Below are 15535 nucleotides of genomic sequence, written 5' to 3'. Positions count from 1 at the left end.
CGGATTGTATTGGCCCGAGCCGGGCCCAGATTGAGCCCATGTCCATTGCAGAAAATCGCCGCGCCCGTTTCGAGTACCACATCGAGGAACAGTTCGAGGCCGGCATGGTGCTGGAGGGCTGGGAGGTCAAGGCGGTGCGCGCCGGCCAGGTCCAGCTGACTGACGGCTATGTGATGATCCGCGACGGCGAGCTGTTCCTGATCGGCTGCCGCATCAACCCGCTGCGCACCGCCTCCACCCACGTCAACCCCTTGGCCGACCGCACCAAGAAGCTGTTGATGAAGAAGGAGGAGATCCGGCGCCTGATCGGCAAGGTCGAGCAAAAGGGCTTCACCCTGGTGCCGCTGAACCTGCATTACAAGGGTGGGCGCGTGAAGTGCGACATCGCCCTGGCCAAGGGCAAGGACCTGCACGACAAGCGCGAGACCGAGAAGAAGCGCGATTGGGAGCGCGAGAAGGGGCGGCTGATGCGGCACGCCGTGCCGTCCAATAAGCGTTCAAGCGGCAAGGACTGAGAGCGCCTGCTCCAGATCGGCGCGCAGATCGGCCTCGGCCTCCAGGCCAATGGCGAAACGCACGATCTGCCCTTCGGCATAGGGAAGGCCCAGGGTGCGGCTGCGGCTCATGTCGTAGGGCACGGCCAGGCTCATCGGGCCGGCCCAGGAATAGCCGATGCCGAAGAGCCGCAGCGCGTCCACAAAGGCGTCCACCTCACGCTGACCGTACTGCGGCTTGAACACCGCGGAGAACAGGCAGGCGGCGCCGGCCGAACTGGTCTGCAGCCAATACTCATGCCCCGGCGAGCCGGGCAAGGCGGGATGCAGCACCCGCGCCACCTCGGGCCGCGCCTGCATCCACGCCGCCAGCGCGCGCGTGCAGGCATCCTGGGCCCGGTAGCGCAGCTCCAGCGTGGGCAGGCCGCGCAGCACCAGCTCCACATCGTTCTGGCCCAGGCCGTAGCCCAGGTGTTCGTGCGTGTGATTGAGGCGTTCGTGCAGGGCATGGTCGCGGGTACAGACCGAGCCCATCAGCACATCGGCGCCGCCCGAGGGGTATTTGGTGAGCGCCTGCATGACGATGTCGCAGCCCAGACCAGGATGCGTCTGCGGCGCAATCTCGAAGGCATTGAAGGCAAGACCTGCCCCCCAGGTGTTGTCCATGGCGGTCAGCACGCCATGCGACTTGCAGGCCTGGAGGATGCCGATCAGATCGGGGAATTCCAGCGTGATCGAGCCGGCCGCCTCCAGCCAGACCAGCTTGGTCTGCGGCCCCAGCAGGGCCTTGAAGCCCGCCGCATCGAGCGGGTCGTAGAAGCGGTGCGTGATGCCGAACTGCGGCAGGAAGGACTCGCTCAGATAGCGGTTCTGGCCGTAGACGTTGTCTGGCACCAGCACCTCGTCGCCGGGACGCAGCAGGCCCAGGCTCACCAGGGTCACGGCCGCCAGGCCGCTGGGCACCAGCAGGCAATGCTCGGCATGCTCCAGCGTGGCCAGGCGCGCCGCCAGGGTGTAGCTGGTGGGCGTGCCATGCAGGCCGTAGCGGTAGCTGTGACCATCGCGCGGGCGCGGCGTGCGCAGGTCGGCGGTGTTCTTGAACAGCACCGTCGAGGCCTTGTAGACGCCCACCGGCACCGCCTCCCAGCCCGCCGGCGCGCGATAGGGATGGTGGATTTGCTGGGTGCTGACGGACAGCGGCTTGCTCATATGGGCATGGCGATCAGGTCATGCCCCTCGGTGGCGACGATGCGCGCACGCGTGAACTCGCCCACCTTGAGCTGCTTGCTGGCCTTCTCGGGCGGCAAGAGGCGCACGGTGCCGTCGATTTCGGGCGCATCGGCGTACGACCGCCCCACCCCACCCTTGCGGCCCAGGGCCGGGGCGGAATCCACCAGCACCTGCATGGTGGCGCCGACACGGCGCGCCAGCTTGGCGGCGGAAACACGCTCGGCCACCTCCATGAAGCGGGCACGGCGCTCCTCGCGCACCGCGTCGGGCAAGGCACAGTCGAGCTCGTTGGCGCTGGCGCCTTCCACCGGCGAATAGGCGAAGCAGCCGGCGCGGTCGATCTGGGCCTCCTGCATGAAGTCGAGCAGGTACTGGAATTCGGCCTCGGTCTCACCTGGGAAACCGGCGATAAAGGTGGAGCGGATCACGATGTCCGGGCAGCTCTCGCGCCAGCGCAGGATGCGCTCCATATTCTTCTCGCCGTTGGCGGGGCGCTTCATGCGCTTGAGCACGTCCGGATGGGCATGCTGGAAGGGCACGTCCAGATAGGGCAGCACCAGGCCTTCGGCCATCAGCGGCAGCACCTCGTCCACATGCGGATAGGGGTAGACATAGTGCAGGCGCACCCAAGCGCCATATTGCTTGGCCAACTCGCCCATCTGCGCCACCAGATCCAGCATGCGGGTCTTGACCGGCTTGCCATCCCAGAAACCCATGCGGTATTTGACGTCCACGCCATAGGCGCTGGTGTCCTGGCTCACCACCAGCAACTCCTTCACGCCCGACTCGAACAGCGCGCGCGCCTCGTTCAGCACATCACCGATCGGGCGCGACACCAGGTCGCCGCGCATGCTGGGGATGATGCAGAAGCTGCAGCGGTGGTTACAGCCCTCGCTGATCTTCAGATAGGCGTAATGCTTGGGCGTGAGCTTGATGCCGGCCACGCCGCGCGCCTCGGGCACCAGGTCCAGGAAGGGGTCATGCGGCTTGGGCACATGGGTGTGCACCGCGTCCATCACCTCCTGGGTGGCATGCGGGCCGGTCACGGCCAGCACGCTGGGATGCATCTCGCGCACCAGGCTGCCGGCATCCGAGCTGGCATGGCCGGCCTTGGCGCCCAGGCAGCCGGTGACGATGACCTTGCCGTTCTCGGCCAGGGCCTCGCCGATGGTGTCCAGGCTCTCCTTCACCGCGTCGTCGATGAAGCCGCAGGTGTTGACGATCACCAGGTCGGCGCCGGCAAAGGTCTTGGAGGTTTCATACCCCTCCGCACGCAGCTGCGTGAGGATGAGCTCGGAGTCGGTCAGCGCCTTGGGGCAGCCGAGGCTCACGAAGCCGATCTTGGGGGCGGAGTTCTGGACGGGTGCTTCATTCATCCCGCGATTATCTCAGCCCCGACCGGCGCCACTATTTCTTGGGCGGAAATCCCGGCATGCCAGGCATGCCGGGGAAGGCCTTCTGCATCTGCTCGGTCATCTGCTCGATCAGGTTCTTGGACTGCTCGACATAGTTGCCCATCAGGCCCTGCATCACCGGCGACTGGCCGCTGAGAAACTGCGACCACAGCTCGGGGCTGAAGGGCAGGCCCTTGCTCTGTTCGGTGAACTTGCTCTGCAGCTCGCCAAAGGTCTGCATATTCTTTTCCAGATAGGCGCCCATCACGCCCTGCATCGCATTGCCATAGAAGCGGATGATCTGCTCCAGCAGCTGGGTGGTGAACATGGGCATGCCGCCGGTCTCCTCCTCCAGGATGATCTGCAGCAGGATGGAGCGCGTCAGGTCCTCGGCCGTCTTGGCGTCGCGCACCTCGAAGGCAATGCCTTCCAGCACCATTTTCTTGACATCGCTGAGGGTGATGTAGCTGCTGGTATGGGTGTCGTAGAGGCGGCGGTTCGGGTACTTCTTGAGTACGCGCGGACCGGCAACTGTGCCTTCCGCAGAGGCAGACTTGCCGCGACGGGCAGTGACCATGTATGAAAACTCCCAGGAAAACTCTTGCTGTACTGCAGCAGATTCTAGGAGTCGGCGGCCGGCGGGGCTGACGGGTTTACCCCTGCGCGGGCGGCGTTCGCGCAGGGCCGGCCCCAAAAGAAGCCACCGCAGCAACGCTGCGGTGGCTTGTCGCAGGCCGACGCGGATCAGGGCGTGACCAGCACGATGTCGGACTCGCGTCCGGTCTTGGCGCTTGTGTGCAGCAGCAGGAAACCCGTCTGAGACGGAGAGGCCAGGCTGCCGCCGGCCGGGCTGCTGATGCCGATGCTGCCGCTGCCGCCGATAGGCGTCGATACCGCCGCGCTGCTGGCGGCATAACGCGGCGTGTCCAGGGTATGGACCATGTTCACGATCGAGTCGGTCAGGTCACCGGTGAAGTAGTTGTCGAAGGCGTAGACCGAGAACCTGAACTTCTGCGCCGCGCTGGTGATGCCGACGTCGGAGGCCAGCACGGTCGCCACCAGGTTTGGCGAGTTCAGGTCCGCGTTCGCGAAGAAGCGCGTGACCGCGCTGTTGTTGCTCAGGTTGAGCACCGTGACGACGGTCTGTCCCGTCACGCCGAAGCCGCCGTTCTCGGTGTTGTAGATCACGTAGTCATCCACGCCATCATTGTTGGCATCCACATAGATGTCGAACTCGGCCGGATAGGCCGGATGGGCACGCGAGCCAAAGCCTGCCACGGCAAACTGCACCGCCAGGCTACCGCTCGCACTCGCCGGACGCACCCCCACCGCCTTGAGGTCCACCAGCACCTGCCCGCCACCATAGGGCGGCAGCACGGTGCTGCTCTGGGCACTGGTGCCGGTGAGCGCAAACACGTCGGTCTGCCCGGCAATGGCGCCGGTCGCGTTGCCGAGCGTCATCGCGCCGCTGCCGGTGCCGCCTAGATTCACGCTGGTGCTGGCGCTCACCCCCGCGCTCTTGCGCGGCAGCACATGCCAGGGCACGGCAGCGCTCTCCGTGCCGTCGGACACGCTGATGTAGCCGTCGAACTCGGCCTGTTGCAGCAAGGCACCCGTACCCTGACTGGAGGCCGCCCCAAGGGGCCAGCTCGCCAGCTTGGACGCATCGATGCTGAGGCTCAGGGCAAAGGCCGCCGTGCCGTTGGCGGGCACCGTGATGCTGGCAGGTGCGCTCAGGGTCACCGCGCCGCTGGCCGCATCGTTGGCATAGCGGAAGGCGCGCGTGATCTGGTAGGTGCGCGGCGACGGGCTGTAGTTGCGCACCGCTACCTTCTTGCTCAGCGTGCTGATGCCGGTGGCATTCACGGCGCCGAACGAGAGGCCGACGCTGTAGGGATTGCTGGCATCCCAGATCCCGGTGTTCAGCGCGGCCGCCGCATCCACGCGCAACTCGCCCGCGCCGATGCGCGACACCGGCGCCAACTCGCCCGGCACGGTGGCCGGATTGGTGTACACGGCCCGGTTCGCCGCATTCATCAGGCGCGCCTTGATCTCGGCAGGGCTGGCGCTCGGGAACTTCTGCAGCAGCAGGGCGGCCGAACCGGCAATCATCGGTGTGGCACCCGAGGTGCCGCCAAAGCCACCCTCGTCGGCACCGGTGCCGTTGAGCGCGGACACCGAGGCGCCTGGCGCGCCGATCTCGGGCTTGATTTGCGAGAAGTTGTAGCTAGGCCCGCGCGCCGAGGTACTGGCCATGCTGCCCACCAGGGGGATCGATACCGCCGGGCTGACGCTGACCAGCACCGCCGAGCCGGCCAAGGCCGACTTCAGCATATTGCCTATGGTCTGCGTCACCACCAGGGTCTCGACCAGGGGCGAGCCGCCACCAAAGCTGAAGCTGGGCGCATCGCCCGAGGCATTGTTGGCGATCAGCACGCCGATCGCACCCTTGGCGGCCGCATTCGCGACCTTGATGCTGACCGCGCAACTGCCGCGGTCGATGAGGGCCACCATGCCGGTGAAATCGATGGTGTCGACCGCCGTGCAGGCCAGCGCCGCGGCCGTTCCGGAAGCACCGGCGCGACGCACCCCACCCGAGAAGCCGCTCACGATCGGCGCCCAGTCCACCGTGGCGGTATTGCCGTAGGTGCCGGCAATCGTGGGCGGCGAGTTCACCACCAGCGGAATCGCCTTGGCCGCGGGCATGGCGGTCTGCGCCACGCTGATGGCCTCGGGCGCATTGGACGGCGAACTGACGATGTAGGGTCGGTCGCCGGCATTGCCAGCGGCCACCGCCGCCACGATGCCGAAACGCACCAGATTGGAAACCGCCTCGGTGGAGGGATTCTCGCGCTGGCCATAGTTGGCGCCGAGCGAGAGGTTCACCACATCGGCAGCATCGGCGAAGCTGAGGTCGCCGCGCGGGTCCATGGCCCAATCCAGGCCCTGCAGGATCGCAATACCGCTGCAACTGGTGGCCACACTGCTGCACACCTTCACCGCATACAGCTTGGCGCCTGGCGCCACGCCCTTGTGCAGGCCGTCCTGGCTGGCGCCGGCGGCGATATCGGCCACATGCGTGCCATGGCCCGATCCGGTGCCGGCGTCGATCGGGTTCGGGTCGGGTGCCAGCGCGCCACTCGGCCAGGTCTCGCCCACAAAGTCATAACCACCGATCACCTTGGCCGAGGGGAACAATCCGGCCGGCGCCGCCCCGGCCGCGGCCGCTGCCGCCGCCGTGAAATCGGCCAACTGCCCGGAGCCGCCCAGATTCCGATGTGTGTAGTCGATGCCGGAATCCAGCACCGCGATCTTCACACCGCTGCCGGTGAGGCCGAGGCTGTGCAGTGCCGCGGCACCGACATAGGGCACCGTGGTCGCGAGCGAGATCTGGTGATCCACCACGGGGCGCACCGCCGTCACGCCGGCCAGCCTGGCCACCTGCGGCAGCTTGGAGGCATCCACCGAGATCACCAGGGCGTTGTAGGCCTTGCTGACACGCGCCAGCTCGCGCCCACCCAGGCCGCGCACCTGCGCCGCCAGACTGTCCTGCTTGCTCTTGATGCCGGCCATATAGGCCTGCCGCTGCGCCAGCGTCATGCTGGAACCCAGGCGCTTGGCATTCGCGCCCGCGGCCAGGGCCAGCGGCGGGTCGCTAAGGCGCAGGGCCACTTGCACGGCCCCGCTCTGCTGTTGCAACCTGGGTCCCTGGTCGGCCGCCAGCACCGGGCTGGGCAGCGCCAGAGCATCCACGGACAAGGGCTGCTGCGCCTGTGCGCTCAGTTGCGCGGCCAGCAGGGCCGCCAACGAAAGCAGCGGGCGGAAGAAGTGATGACGATGACGACGCGTATTCATGACTGCAGCTCCTTCAGCTGGCGCGGCTGACGCCGCCCCTTCACACAGGCACCCAGGCCCGCCAGCAAGACCAGGGCCAGGCTGGCAGGCTCGGGGATGGCGGCGTTGGTCGCACCGGTCAGGAAGATGTCGTAGCTGTAGGCCGATTCGGTGCCGGCAGCGAAGCCGGGCATCCAGCCGTTCAAGGCCCCGCTGCCGGGGGCAGCGGTCAGCAGATCGGTAAAGGCCCCGGCGGAAAACACCGACTGGCTGGCGCCGTCCAGCGCGCTGAAGCCGCCAAAGGCGATGGCGAGGTAGTACAGCCCAGCCGCCAGCAGATTGCCCGGGTCGCCGGCTGGTAGCAACGAGGTCAACCCCACGCCATCGTCGTCGTTCGAGTAGACGCCCATGCCCGTGGCGTTGAACAGGAACAGCTGGGTATCGAAGGCCGAGCTCAGCGTGGTCCAGGCGCTGAACGAGCCCGGATTGTCAATACGAATCTGGTAGAGGTCGACCTGGTAGAGCGTGTCGCCGTTCACCGCGGTGCTGGAAGTCAGCATGCCGTGGATTTGCGAGAGGCTGTTGTAGCCGCTCTCGATGGTGATTTGCGCGCTGGCCAGGCCATCGCCCGCACCGGTCAAGCCCTTCTCGTTCCAGATATAGCCGGCCAAGGCCGGCGCGGGAGCGGCCAGCACCGCACAGAGAGCGGCCAGTGTGGCCAGGCGTTTCGGATACTTGCTCATCATCGCGCAATCTCCAGTGACGCTCCCAACGAGGGAACTTGGTTTGACTGGCGCAATGCGATGACGCAGCAGCAACGACGAAGACAACAACGGACGAGAACTCTGGGCAGTCGCTACAACCGATCAAGCACCACACCTCCGTGACGCCCGACTATGGGGCATGACTTCCTTCACGCGCTAGAGCCGGGAGCCCCGCGTTCATGGGGGCGTGCCAAGGCGGCACAGCACGGCGCGAGGTCGTGCCGACAGCTCCCGCCCATGGGAAGAAGGGCATGGGGATTCGCTGCGGCTCAGGGTGCAGGGCCGGCACACCCTAGGGAAAATACCGAAGCATCCACGTCAGGCGGGCTGCGCCGCTTCGCGCCATTGCGCGGGCGGGCGCCGCAGCGCCGCCAACACCAGGGCCTCGTCGCGGCTGCTGTAGACCTGCAGCTCGCCCTGGTGCACGCAGGCCTGCAGATCGCTGTGCGCGCGCAGCATCAGCGCGTCGGCGCCGCCGCGTTCCCGCAGGCCTGGGCCCGCGGCCAAGCCCACCCAGGCATTGCGCCCGCAGCGCTTGGCGGTCAGCAAGGCCAGATCGGCCAGCCGCACCACGTCCTGCCATCCGAGCGCGCGTGGCTCGGCATCCACAAATGGCAGGCAGGCAAAGCCGATCGAGCTGGTGATGGCCAGCATGCGGCCACCGTCGAGCACAAAGGGGCTTTCCACCACCACGCTGCGCAGGCGCTCGGCCAGCTCCTGCACGCGCAGGCGGTCGGTGTCGCGCGCCACCGCCAGGAATTCCTCGCCACCCCAACGCACCAGATGATCCGACTCGCGCAGCACCGTGCGCAGGCGGCGCCCGAACTGCACCAGCACCGCGTCGCCGGCGGCATGACCATACCGGTCGTTGACCTGCTTGAAGTGATCGATGTCGATCAGGAAGAACAGGCTGTCGGTGTCCACCGGCGGCGGCACCGCGCTCAGGCCTGCCTCGCGCGCGCGCCGCTGGCTGGCGGCGATTTCGGCCTCGATATGCTCGGCCAGAAAGCGCCGGTTGTGCAGGCCGGTGAGCGGGTCGCTGATGCTGGCCAGCTCCAGCACGCGCGACTTCTCCTCCAGCGCGCGCGAGACCTGCTCCAGCGCCGCCGTGCGCTCGCCCACCTTGAGCTCAAGCTCGCGCTGGCGCCTGCGCAGCCAGCGCGTGCGCAGCTGCACCACCGCCACCAGGGCCAGCAACAAGAGCATTAGCAGCAGCAGCTTGAACCAGAGCGTCTGGTGCCAGGCCGGCAGCACGCGGATAGGCAGGCTCAGCACCGCCTCGCTCCAGACACCGTCACGGTTGGAGCCGCGCAGCTGCAGCTGGTACTGGCCGGGCGGCAGGTTGGTATAGCTGGCCAGGCGACGGGTAGCGTCGCTGGCGATCCAATCGCGTTCGAAGCCCAGCAGGCGATGGGCATAGCGGTTGCGATCCGGCGCCGAGTAATCGAGCGCCGCATACTCGACCGCAAAACTGTTCGCGTCCGGCTGTATCTCCAGGCTGCCCGCCATCAGCTGCTGCCCGCCCACATGCAGCTCGCTGATCACCAGCGGCGGTCGGTAACTCCAGGGCTGCACATGCGCGGGGCGCACAATGGTCATGCCGCCGGCGCCGCCGAACAGCAATTCGCCCTCGCTGCTGCGCGCCGCCGAGCCGGTCCAGTAGGTCTGGAATGCCACGCCCTCGGCGCGCCGCAGGGCACGCACCTCCAGACTGCTGGGATGGATGCGCGCCAGGCCGTTGTCCGTGCTCACCCACAAATGGCCCTGGCCATCCTCCAGCAGGGCGTTGACGGTCTCGTCCGGCAAGCCCTCGGCCAGGCCGATGCGGCGCTGTTGCCCATCCGGCGCCAGCAGCTTGATGCCACCACCATAGCTGCCGACCCAGAGGCGTTGCTGGCGGTCGGTATAGAGCGTAGTGATGAAGCCAGCACTGGGCCGCGCACCGGTGTTGCCAAGGTCCAGCGGCACGGGCCGCACCGCGCCGGTCGCGGGCTCGAGGTGGTTCAGGCCATTGCGCGTGCCGACCCAGATGCCCCCGGCAGCGGCGCGCGCCAGCACCACGATGCGCTCGTCGCTGAGGCGCTGGCCACGCCCGCGCAGTTCCAGGCGAGCCTGGCCGCTGCGCAGGTCCAGCGACCACAGGCCGTCGCTCTGCCCGCCGATCCAGAGCTTGTTGTCGCCCTCGGCCAGCAGGGCCCAGGTGGACGCGGCCGGATCACGGCCGGGCCATTGCACCCGACTGACGCGGCTGCCGTCGGCGGCGGCGCGGTAGAGGCCGCGCTTGGTGGCGATGTAGATCTGTCCATCGCCGCCCCGCTCCAGGGCCAGCACGATGTCCGCCGGCAGTGCGGCTTCCGGCCGCCGTGCATCCGGCCGCAAGGCCGCCACCAGCGCACCGCTGCTGTCGATGATCTCGACGCCGCGCTTGTGCGTGCCCAGCCAGAAGCGGTCCGGGCCGACCGGCAAGATCCAGCTGACCTCGTTGCTGGTGGCCTGCTCACCGACATCGCAGCGCCGCGCGCAGGGCGGCGCGCCGTACATGGTGAGCACGGCCGCCTGGCCGGGATCGTGGCGGCTCAGGCCGCGGTTGCTGGCCACCCAGACCAGCCCCGAGCGGTCGCGGAGAAAGCCGCGCACCGCGTTGTCGGCCAGGCTCGCCGGAAGGCTGGGCAGGTGACGGATGGCGCGCGTCTGCCCGGTGGCCAGTTCCAGCGCCTGAATGCCTTGCGTCAGCGTGCCCAGCCAGATCTCGCCCGGCCTGGCCTCGATGATGCCGACCACCGGCTCCCTGCCCAGCGCCACCGCCCGGACCTGCTCGCGCGCCAGCGTGAACGCGCCATGCTGGGCCGTGCCTACCCAGACCTGGCCCAGGCTGTCTTCATACAGACTCAGGGTGCGCGGCTGCCGCGCGCCGGTGGGCAGGGGCACGGCGGCAAAGCGCGGCGCACGCACCTCGCGCCTGAACAGGCCCGCATCGGTGCCAACCCACAGACTGCCGTCGCGGCTGCGCAGCAGACTCAGCACCTGCAAGCCGGACAGGCCGGCGGCCTCGCCGGACTGGCGCTGGATCGCCGAGCTGGCGGCGTCCACATGGTCCAGGCCCCCGTTCGTGCCCACCCAGAGCCCGCCGTTGCCGTCGTCGATGATGCTGTTGACGCTCACATGGCTAAGCCCGGCCTGGCCCACCGGCAGAGTCGTGAAACTGTTGCTGGCGCGCTCGTAGCGCACCAGTCCCGCGCCGCTCGTGCCGATCCAGAGCCGGCCGGCCGCATCGGCATGCAGGGTCTGGATGAAGTTGTCGGGCAGCGCCGTGGCCTGCTTGGCATCGGCCTTGTAGACGCGAAAGCGATAACCGTCCCAGCGCGCCAGCCCGGACAGGGTACCCACCCACAGAAAGCCATCGTCGTCCTGGGCCACCGAGGTCGCGATCTCGTTGGGCAGGCCCTGCTCCTGGCGCAGATGTTGGAAGCCGGTCTGCGCCAGCGCCGACCAGCGCGCCGGCGCCGCCGCTGCGGGCGCGGCCAGGCATGGCAGCAGCGCGAGCAAGAGGCCCAGCACCCATGGCAGAAGCCCGTGGCCCTTGAGGGCGCGCGGTGGCGGGTGGTGCGGCTGAGTCACGCCCGCATTGTGTATGAGGCCTGGCGCAAAGCAAAAGCCCGGTAACTCTGAGAGTTACCGGGCTTGCCGTGTACAGGGTGTACCTACCAAATTTGGTAGGCGCGATTGGATTCGAACCAACGACCCCCACCATGTCAAGGTGGTGCTCTAACCAACTGAGCTACGCGCCTGAAGAGCTTCGCAGTATAGCACGCTTTTTTGAACCGTCCAGAAACTTGCGCTCAGCCAAGCCAGTCAATCACTTGCGGCGCGCGCCGCGCACCCCATTGACCTGGGCCACCGCGCGCAGCACCTGGGCCAGGCGGGCCGAGTCGGCCACCTCGACGGTGAAGCTCATCCAGGCGGTGTCGCCGCGCAACTCCTTGGCCGACTGGGTGTTCACCGCGGTGACGTTCATCTTCTCCTTCGCAAACACCTCCAGCACATCGCGCAGCAAGCCGGCGCGCACCGCGGCCTCGACGATCACGTCGACCGGGTAGAGCAGGCCCTTCTTCTCGCCGCCCTCGCCCCAGGCCACCGCGATCACGCGCTCGGGCGCGCGCTGCGCCATCTGGCGGAAGTTGCTGCAATCGCGGCGATGGATGGCCACGCCCTTGCCGCGCGTCACATAGCCGGCGATGACATCGGGCGGCGCGGGCCGGCAACAACGCGCCAGATTGGTGAGCAGCGAATCGACCCCCACCACCAGCACGCCACCGCCCTGCCGAGGCGCGGCGCTGCCGGCCTTGGTGCGGCGCTGCGCCAGCAGCTCGTCGGTGTCGGGCTCGGGTGCCGGTGGGCGCAGCAGCATCTCGATATTGCGCAGCGAATACTCGTCCTTGCCCACCACCTCGAACAAGGCGTCGGCATGTTTGAAGCCCAGGCGCCCCGCCAGCTCCTCCAGCTTGATGGCCGTCTTGCCCTCGCGCTGCAGCAGCTTCTCCACCAGTTCGCGGCCGCGCGCAATGGTCTGCGCCTGCGCCTGCGCATTGAACCAGGCGCGCACCTTGGTACGGCTGCGCTGGCTGTGCAGATAGCCCAGCTCGGGGTTGAGCCAGTCCAGCGAGGGGCCACCCTCCTTGAGCGCAGTGATCTCGACCGTTTGGCCGCTCTTCAGCGCGGTGTTGAGCGGCACCATCACGCCATCGATCTTGGCACCGCGGCAGCGGTGGCCCAGGTCGGTGTGCAGGGCGTAGGCAAAGTCGATCGGCGTGGCGCCGGCGCTCAGCTCGACGATGGCGGCCTGTGGCGTGAACACATAGATGCGGTCGTCGAACATCGCCGCGCTCTCGCCGCCCACGGTGTCGCGCTCCCAGGCCAGCAGCTGCTGCAGCACCGCCTTGCGCGCCTCGGCCACGCGCTCCTCGAACTCGCCCGCGGCGCTCACGCCCGCATAGCCCTTGGTGCCGGCCTCCTTGTAGGCCCAATGCGCGGCCACGCCATGCTCGGCATGCTCGTGCATGGCGCGGGTGCGTATCTGCACCTCCATTGCGCGGGCGTCGGCACCCGCCACCACGGTGTGCAGCGACTGGTAGCCATTGGGCTTGGGCTTGGCGATGTAGTCGTCGAACTCGCCCGCCACCGGCGTGTAATGCTCGTGCAGATAGCTCAGCGTGGCATAACAGTCCGCCACCGTGGACACGATCACGCGCAGGGCACGCAGGTCGAACACGCGCGCCAGCGTCAGGTCCTTGCCCTGCATCTTTTTCCAGATGCTGTAGAGATGCTTGGGCCGGCCCTGTACCTCGGCCGCAATGCCCTGGGCCTGCAGGCCGGCCAGCAGGGTCAGCCTGCAGGCCTCCACATGCTGCTCGCGCTCCAGTCGCTTCTCGTCCAGGCCCCTGGCTATTTCGCGGTACTTCTCCGGCTCAAGAAAGCGGAAGGAGAGATCCTCCAGCTCCCACTTGATCTGCCAGATGCCCAGGCGGTTGGCGAGCGGCGCGAACACCTGCTGCGACTCGGCCGCCAGCGCGCGCGGACAGGGCCGCTTGCTGGCAGCGAAGTAGCGCAGGGTCTGCAGGCGCGAGGCCAGCCGCAAGAGCACCACGCGCAGGTCGCGCGAGAAGGCCAGCAGCATCTTGCGCACGCGCTCGGTCTGCTGCGAGAGCTGCTCCTCGCCCACCACCGCCTCACGCGCCGCGCGCTGGATCTGCACGAGCTTGCGCGTGTGCGTCACCAGGCTGGCATAGCTCTCGCCAAAGGCCTTGGCGACGATCTCCTCGGGCTTGTTGAGGAAGTCGCCCGCATAGACCAGGTAGGCGGCCGCCTGCATCGCCGGCGCGGCGCCCACGCCCGCCAGGATGGCGGCCACGCCGTCGGCATGGGCCAGCGCCTCTTCGCCGGTATCGAGCGGCTGGCCGCTCAGCAGCGGCTCGGCAAAGGCGCGCGCGCGCGGCACCGGCAGGCTGGACTCGCCGGCCTTTGCGTCGGGATGGCTGCTGGGCAGGGCGGGCGGCAGACCCACCTGCGGATCGGCATCGAGCAGCGCCACAATCGGCGCCGCATGGTCGGCAGCAGCGGTGAGTCCGGTCTTCATGCCGCCAGGAGGAACTCGCTCACCAGGCCGATCTGCTCGGGGTTGTTGAGCATCGGAGCATGACCCACGCCCGCCAGCTCGCGCAGCTGGGCCCTGGGGCCGCGCGCGCACATGGCTTGCGCGGTGGCGGCGGACAGCAGATCCGAATCGGCGCCGCGCAACAGCAGGGTCGGGCAGCGCAGCGCCTCATAGGCGCGCCACAGCATGGCCTCGCCTGCGGCGGCGAGTTCGGGCGTCACCGCGGCCAGCGGCTCGGCAATGCGCGGGTCGTAGTGCAGGCGCACGCCGCTGCCCGCGGCCTTGAACATCGGACGCGAGAGCGCCAGCCAGGCCGCCTCGCTGTGCGGGCCAAAGCCGGCCGAGATGCTGCGCAGATAGGCCGCGCCCTCCTCCAGCGAGGCGAAGTCCATGCGCTGGCCCAGATAGCTGCCGATGCGCTTGATGGCATCGGGCTCGATCGCCGGGCCGACATCGTTGAGCACCAGGCGCCGCACCGGATTGCCCGGCAGCGCCGCCAGCCCCATGCCGATCAAACCGCCCATCGAGGTGCCGACCCAGTCGACCTGCTCGACGTCCAGGCGCGCCAGCAGGGTCACCATATCGGCCACATAGCTGGGAATCTGATAGAGCGCCGGATTGGCGAGCCAGTCGGAGCTGCCACGCCCCACCACATCGGGGCAGATCACCCGGTACTGCGCCGCCAGCGCCTGCGCCAGCGCGTCGAAATCGCGCCCCTGGCGCGACAAGCCATGCACGCACAGCAGCACGCGCGGGTTGTCGCGCGCGCCCCATTCCCAATAGCCCATGCGGTGCAGGCCGGCGGGGCTCAGGCATTGCACATGTTTCAGCAGCGGTTCAGCCATACTTCGTATCCTTCGCGAACATCGTAACAACGCCCAGAGGATCTTCATGTTGTTGAAAGGCAAGACCGCCCTCGTCACCGGCTCCACCAGCGGTATCGGTTTGGGCATCGCGCTCGCGCTCGCGCGTCAGGGCGCGCATATCGTGCTGAACGGCTTCGGCGATGTCGAGGCGCCCAAGGCACAGGTGGCGGCCCTCGGTGTGAAGGTGGGCTATCACGGCGCCGACATGAGCAAGCCGGCCGAGATCGAGGCCATGATGGCCTATGTGGACGCCGAGTTCGGAGGCTGCGACATCCTCGTCAACAACGCCGGCATCCAGCATGTGGCGCCGGTGCAGGACTTCCCGGTCGAGCGCTGGGACGCCATCATCGCCATCAACCTCAGCTCGGCCTTCCACACCACCCGCCTGGCCCTGCCCGGCATGCAGTCGCGCGGCTGGGGTCGCATCATCAACCTCGCCTCGGTGCATGGCCTGGTGGCCTCGGCGCAGAAGTCGGCCTATGTGGCGGCCAAGCATGGCCTGGTGGGCTTCACCAAGGCGGTGGCGCTGGAGACCGCCACCAGCGCGGTGACCGTCAACGCGATCTGCCCCGGCTGGGTGCTGACCCCGCTGGTGCAGAAGCAGGTGGACGCGCGCGCCGCCGCCGACGGCGTGGACGGCGACGAGGCCAAGCGCCGCCTGCTGGCCGAGAAGCAGCCCTCGCTGCAGTTCACCACCCCCGAGCAGCTTGGTGAACTGGCGGTCTTTCTATGCTCGGACGCGGCCGCCAATGTGCGCGGCCAAGCCTGGAGCCTGGACGGCGGCTGGACGGCGCAGTAGCTC

General features: G+C 68.1%; 10 protein-coding genes and 1 tRNA gene. 2 read left to right on the top strand and 9 right to left on the bottom strand.

The window, feature by feature from the left end:
- The first annotated feature begins 29 nt into the window (after positions 1-29).
- Positions 30-515, top strand: coding sequence for an SsrA-binding protein SmpB (gene smpB / locus WG898_RS05800; RefSeq protein WP_339602245.1), 486 nt, complete (start codon positions 30-32; stop codon positions 513-515).
- On the opposite strand, the gene WG898_RS05795 is transcribed toward smpB, so the two are convergent.
- The 9 genes from WG898_RS05795 to WG898_RS05755 all read right to left on the bottom strand — a co-directional run bounded on the left by WG898_RS05795 (position 498) and on the right by WG898_RS05755 (position 14712).
- Positions 498-1703 carry a PLP-dependent transferase gene (locus WG898_RS05795; protein ID WP_339601814.1) on the bottom strand — a complete coding sequence of 402 codons (1206 nt, stop codon included), beginning with the start codon at positions 1701-1703 and terminating at the stop codon, positions 498-500. The two genes, smpB and WG898_RS05795, sit on opposite strands and share 18 nt — an antisense overlap.
- Positions 1700-3100, bottom strand: coding sequence for a 30S ribosomal protein S12 methylthiotransferase RimO (gene rimO / locus WG898_RS05790; protein WP_339601813.1), 1401 nt, complete (start codon positions 3098-3100; stop codon positions 1700-1702). Before rimO ends, WG898_RS05795 begins: the two co-directional genes overlap by 4 nt.
- 31 nt (positions 3101-3131) lie before the next feature.
- Entirely contained in the window at positions 3132-3695 is a 564-nt protein-coding gene (phaR, locus tag WG898_RS05785) for a polyhydroxyalkanoate synthesis repressor PhaR (protein WP_339601812.1), read from the bottom strand.
- A 167-nt stretch (positions 3696-3862) separates the two neighbouring features.
- Complete coding sequence (locus WG898_RS05780) at positions 3863-6973, bottom strand: DUF8811 domain-containing protein (RefSeq protein ID WP_339601811.1); 3111 nt, start codon at positions 6971-6973, stop codon at positions 3863-3865.
- Entirely contained in the window at positions 6970-7698 is a 729-nt protein-coding gene (locus WG898_RS05775) for a PEP-CTERM sorting domain-containing protein (protein WP_339601810.1), read from the bottom strand. The genes WG898_RS05780 and WG898_RS05775 overlap by 4 nt, the downstream gene beginning before the upstream one ends.
- A gap of 336 nt (positions 7699-8034) precedes the next feature.
- Positions 8035-11334: a two-component regulator propeller domain-containing protein gene (locus WG898_RS05770; RefSeq protein ID WP_339601809.1), complete on the bottom strand. Its 3300-nt coding sequence runs from the start codon at positions 11332-11334 to the stop codon at positions 8035-8037.
- A gap of 93 nt (positions 11335-11427) precedes the next feature.
- Positions 11428-11504, bottom strand: a tRNA-Val gene (locus tag WG898_RS05765).
- A gap of 68 nt (positions 11505-11572) precedes the next feature.
- Complete coding sequence (locus tag WG898_RS05760; RefSeq protein ID WP_339601808.1) at positions 11573-13849, bottom strand: RelA/SpoT family protein; 2277 nt, start codon at positions 13847-13849, stop codon at positions 11573-11575.
- Positions 13846-14712, bottom strand: coding sequence for an alpha/beta fold hydrolase (locus tag WG898_RS05755; protein ID WP_339601807.1), 867 nt, complete (start codon positions 14710-14712; stop codon positions 13846-13848). The genes WG898_RS05760 and WG898_RS05755 overlap by 4 nt, the downstream gene beginning before the upstream one ends.
- Positions 14713-14758: 46 nt before the next feature.
- On the opposite strand from WG898_RS05755, the gene WG898_RS05750 reads away from it, so the two are divergent.
- Complete coding sequence (locus tag WG898_RS05750; RefSeq protein WP_339601806.1) at positions 14759-15532, top strand: 3-hydroxybutyrate dehydrogenase; 774 nt, start codon at positions 14759-14761, stop codon at positions 15530-15532.
- Positions 15533-15535 lie beyond the last annotated feature (3 nt).

This window comes from Paucibacter soli (assembly GCF_037482845.1).
Taxonomy (GTDB): Bacteria; Pseudomonadota; Gammaproteobacteria; order Burkholderiales; family Burkholderiaceae_C; genus Paucibacter_B; species Paucibacter_B soli.
Note: the sequence above shows the minus strand (reverse complement) of the source record. Positions and strands in the feature narration are given on the sequence as shown.

Excerpts from the sequence above, each read along its gene's own strand:
- WG898_RS05795 (WP_339601814.1), bottom strand. The coding sequence starts at position 1,703 with ATGAGCAAGCCGCTGTCCGTCAGCACCCAGCAAATCCACCATCCCTAT.
- rimO (WP_339601813.1), bottom strand. The coding sequence starts at position 3,100 with ATGAATGAAGCACCCGTCCAGAACTCCGCCCCCAAGATCGGCTTCGTG.
- phaR (WP_339601812.1), bottom strand. The coding sequence starts at position 3,695 with ATGGTCACTGCCCGTCGCGGCAAGTCTGCCTCTGCGGAAGGCACAGTT.
- WG898_RS05780 (WP_339601811.1), bottom strand. The coding sequence starts at position 6,973 with ATGAATACGCGTCGTCATCGTCATCACTTCTTCCGCCCGCTGCTTTCG.
- WG898_RS05775 (WP_339601810.1), bottom strand. The coding sequence starts at position 7,698 with ATGATGAGCAAGTATCCGAAACGCCTGGCCACACTGGCCGCTCTCTGT.
- WG898_RS05760 (WP_339601808.1), bottom strand. The coding sequence starts at position 13,849 with ATGAAGACCGGACTCACCGCTGCTGCCGACCATGCGGCGCCGATTGTG.
- WG898_RS05755 (WP_339601807.1), bottom strand. The coding sequence starts at position 14,712 with ATGGCTGAACCGCTGCTGAAACATGTGCAATGCCTGAGCCCCGCCGGC.
- WG898_RS05750 (WP_339601806.1), top strand. The coding sequence starts at position 14,759 with ATGTTGTTGAAAGGCAAGACCGCCCTCGTCACCGGCTCCACCAGCGGT.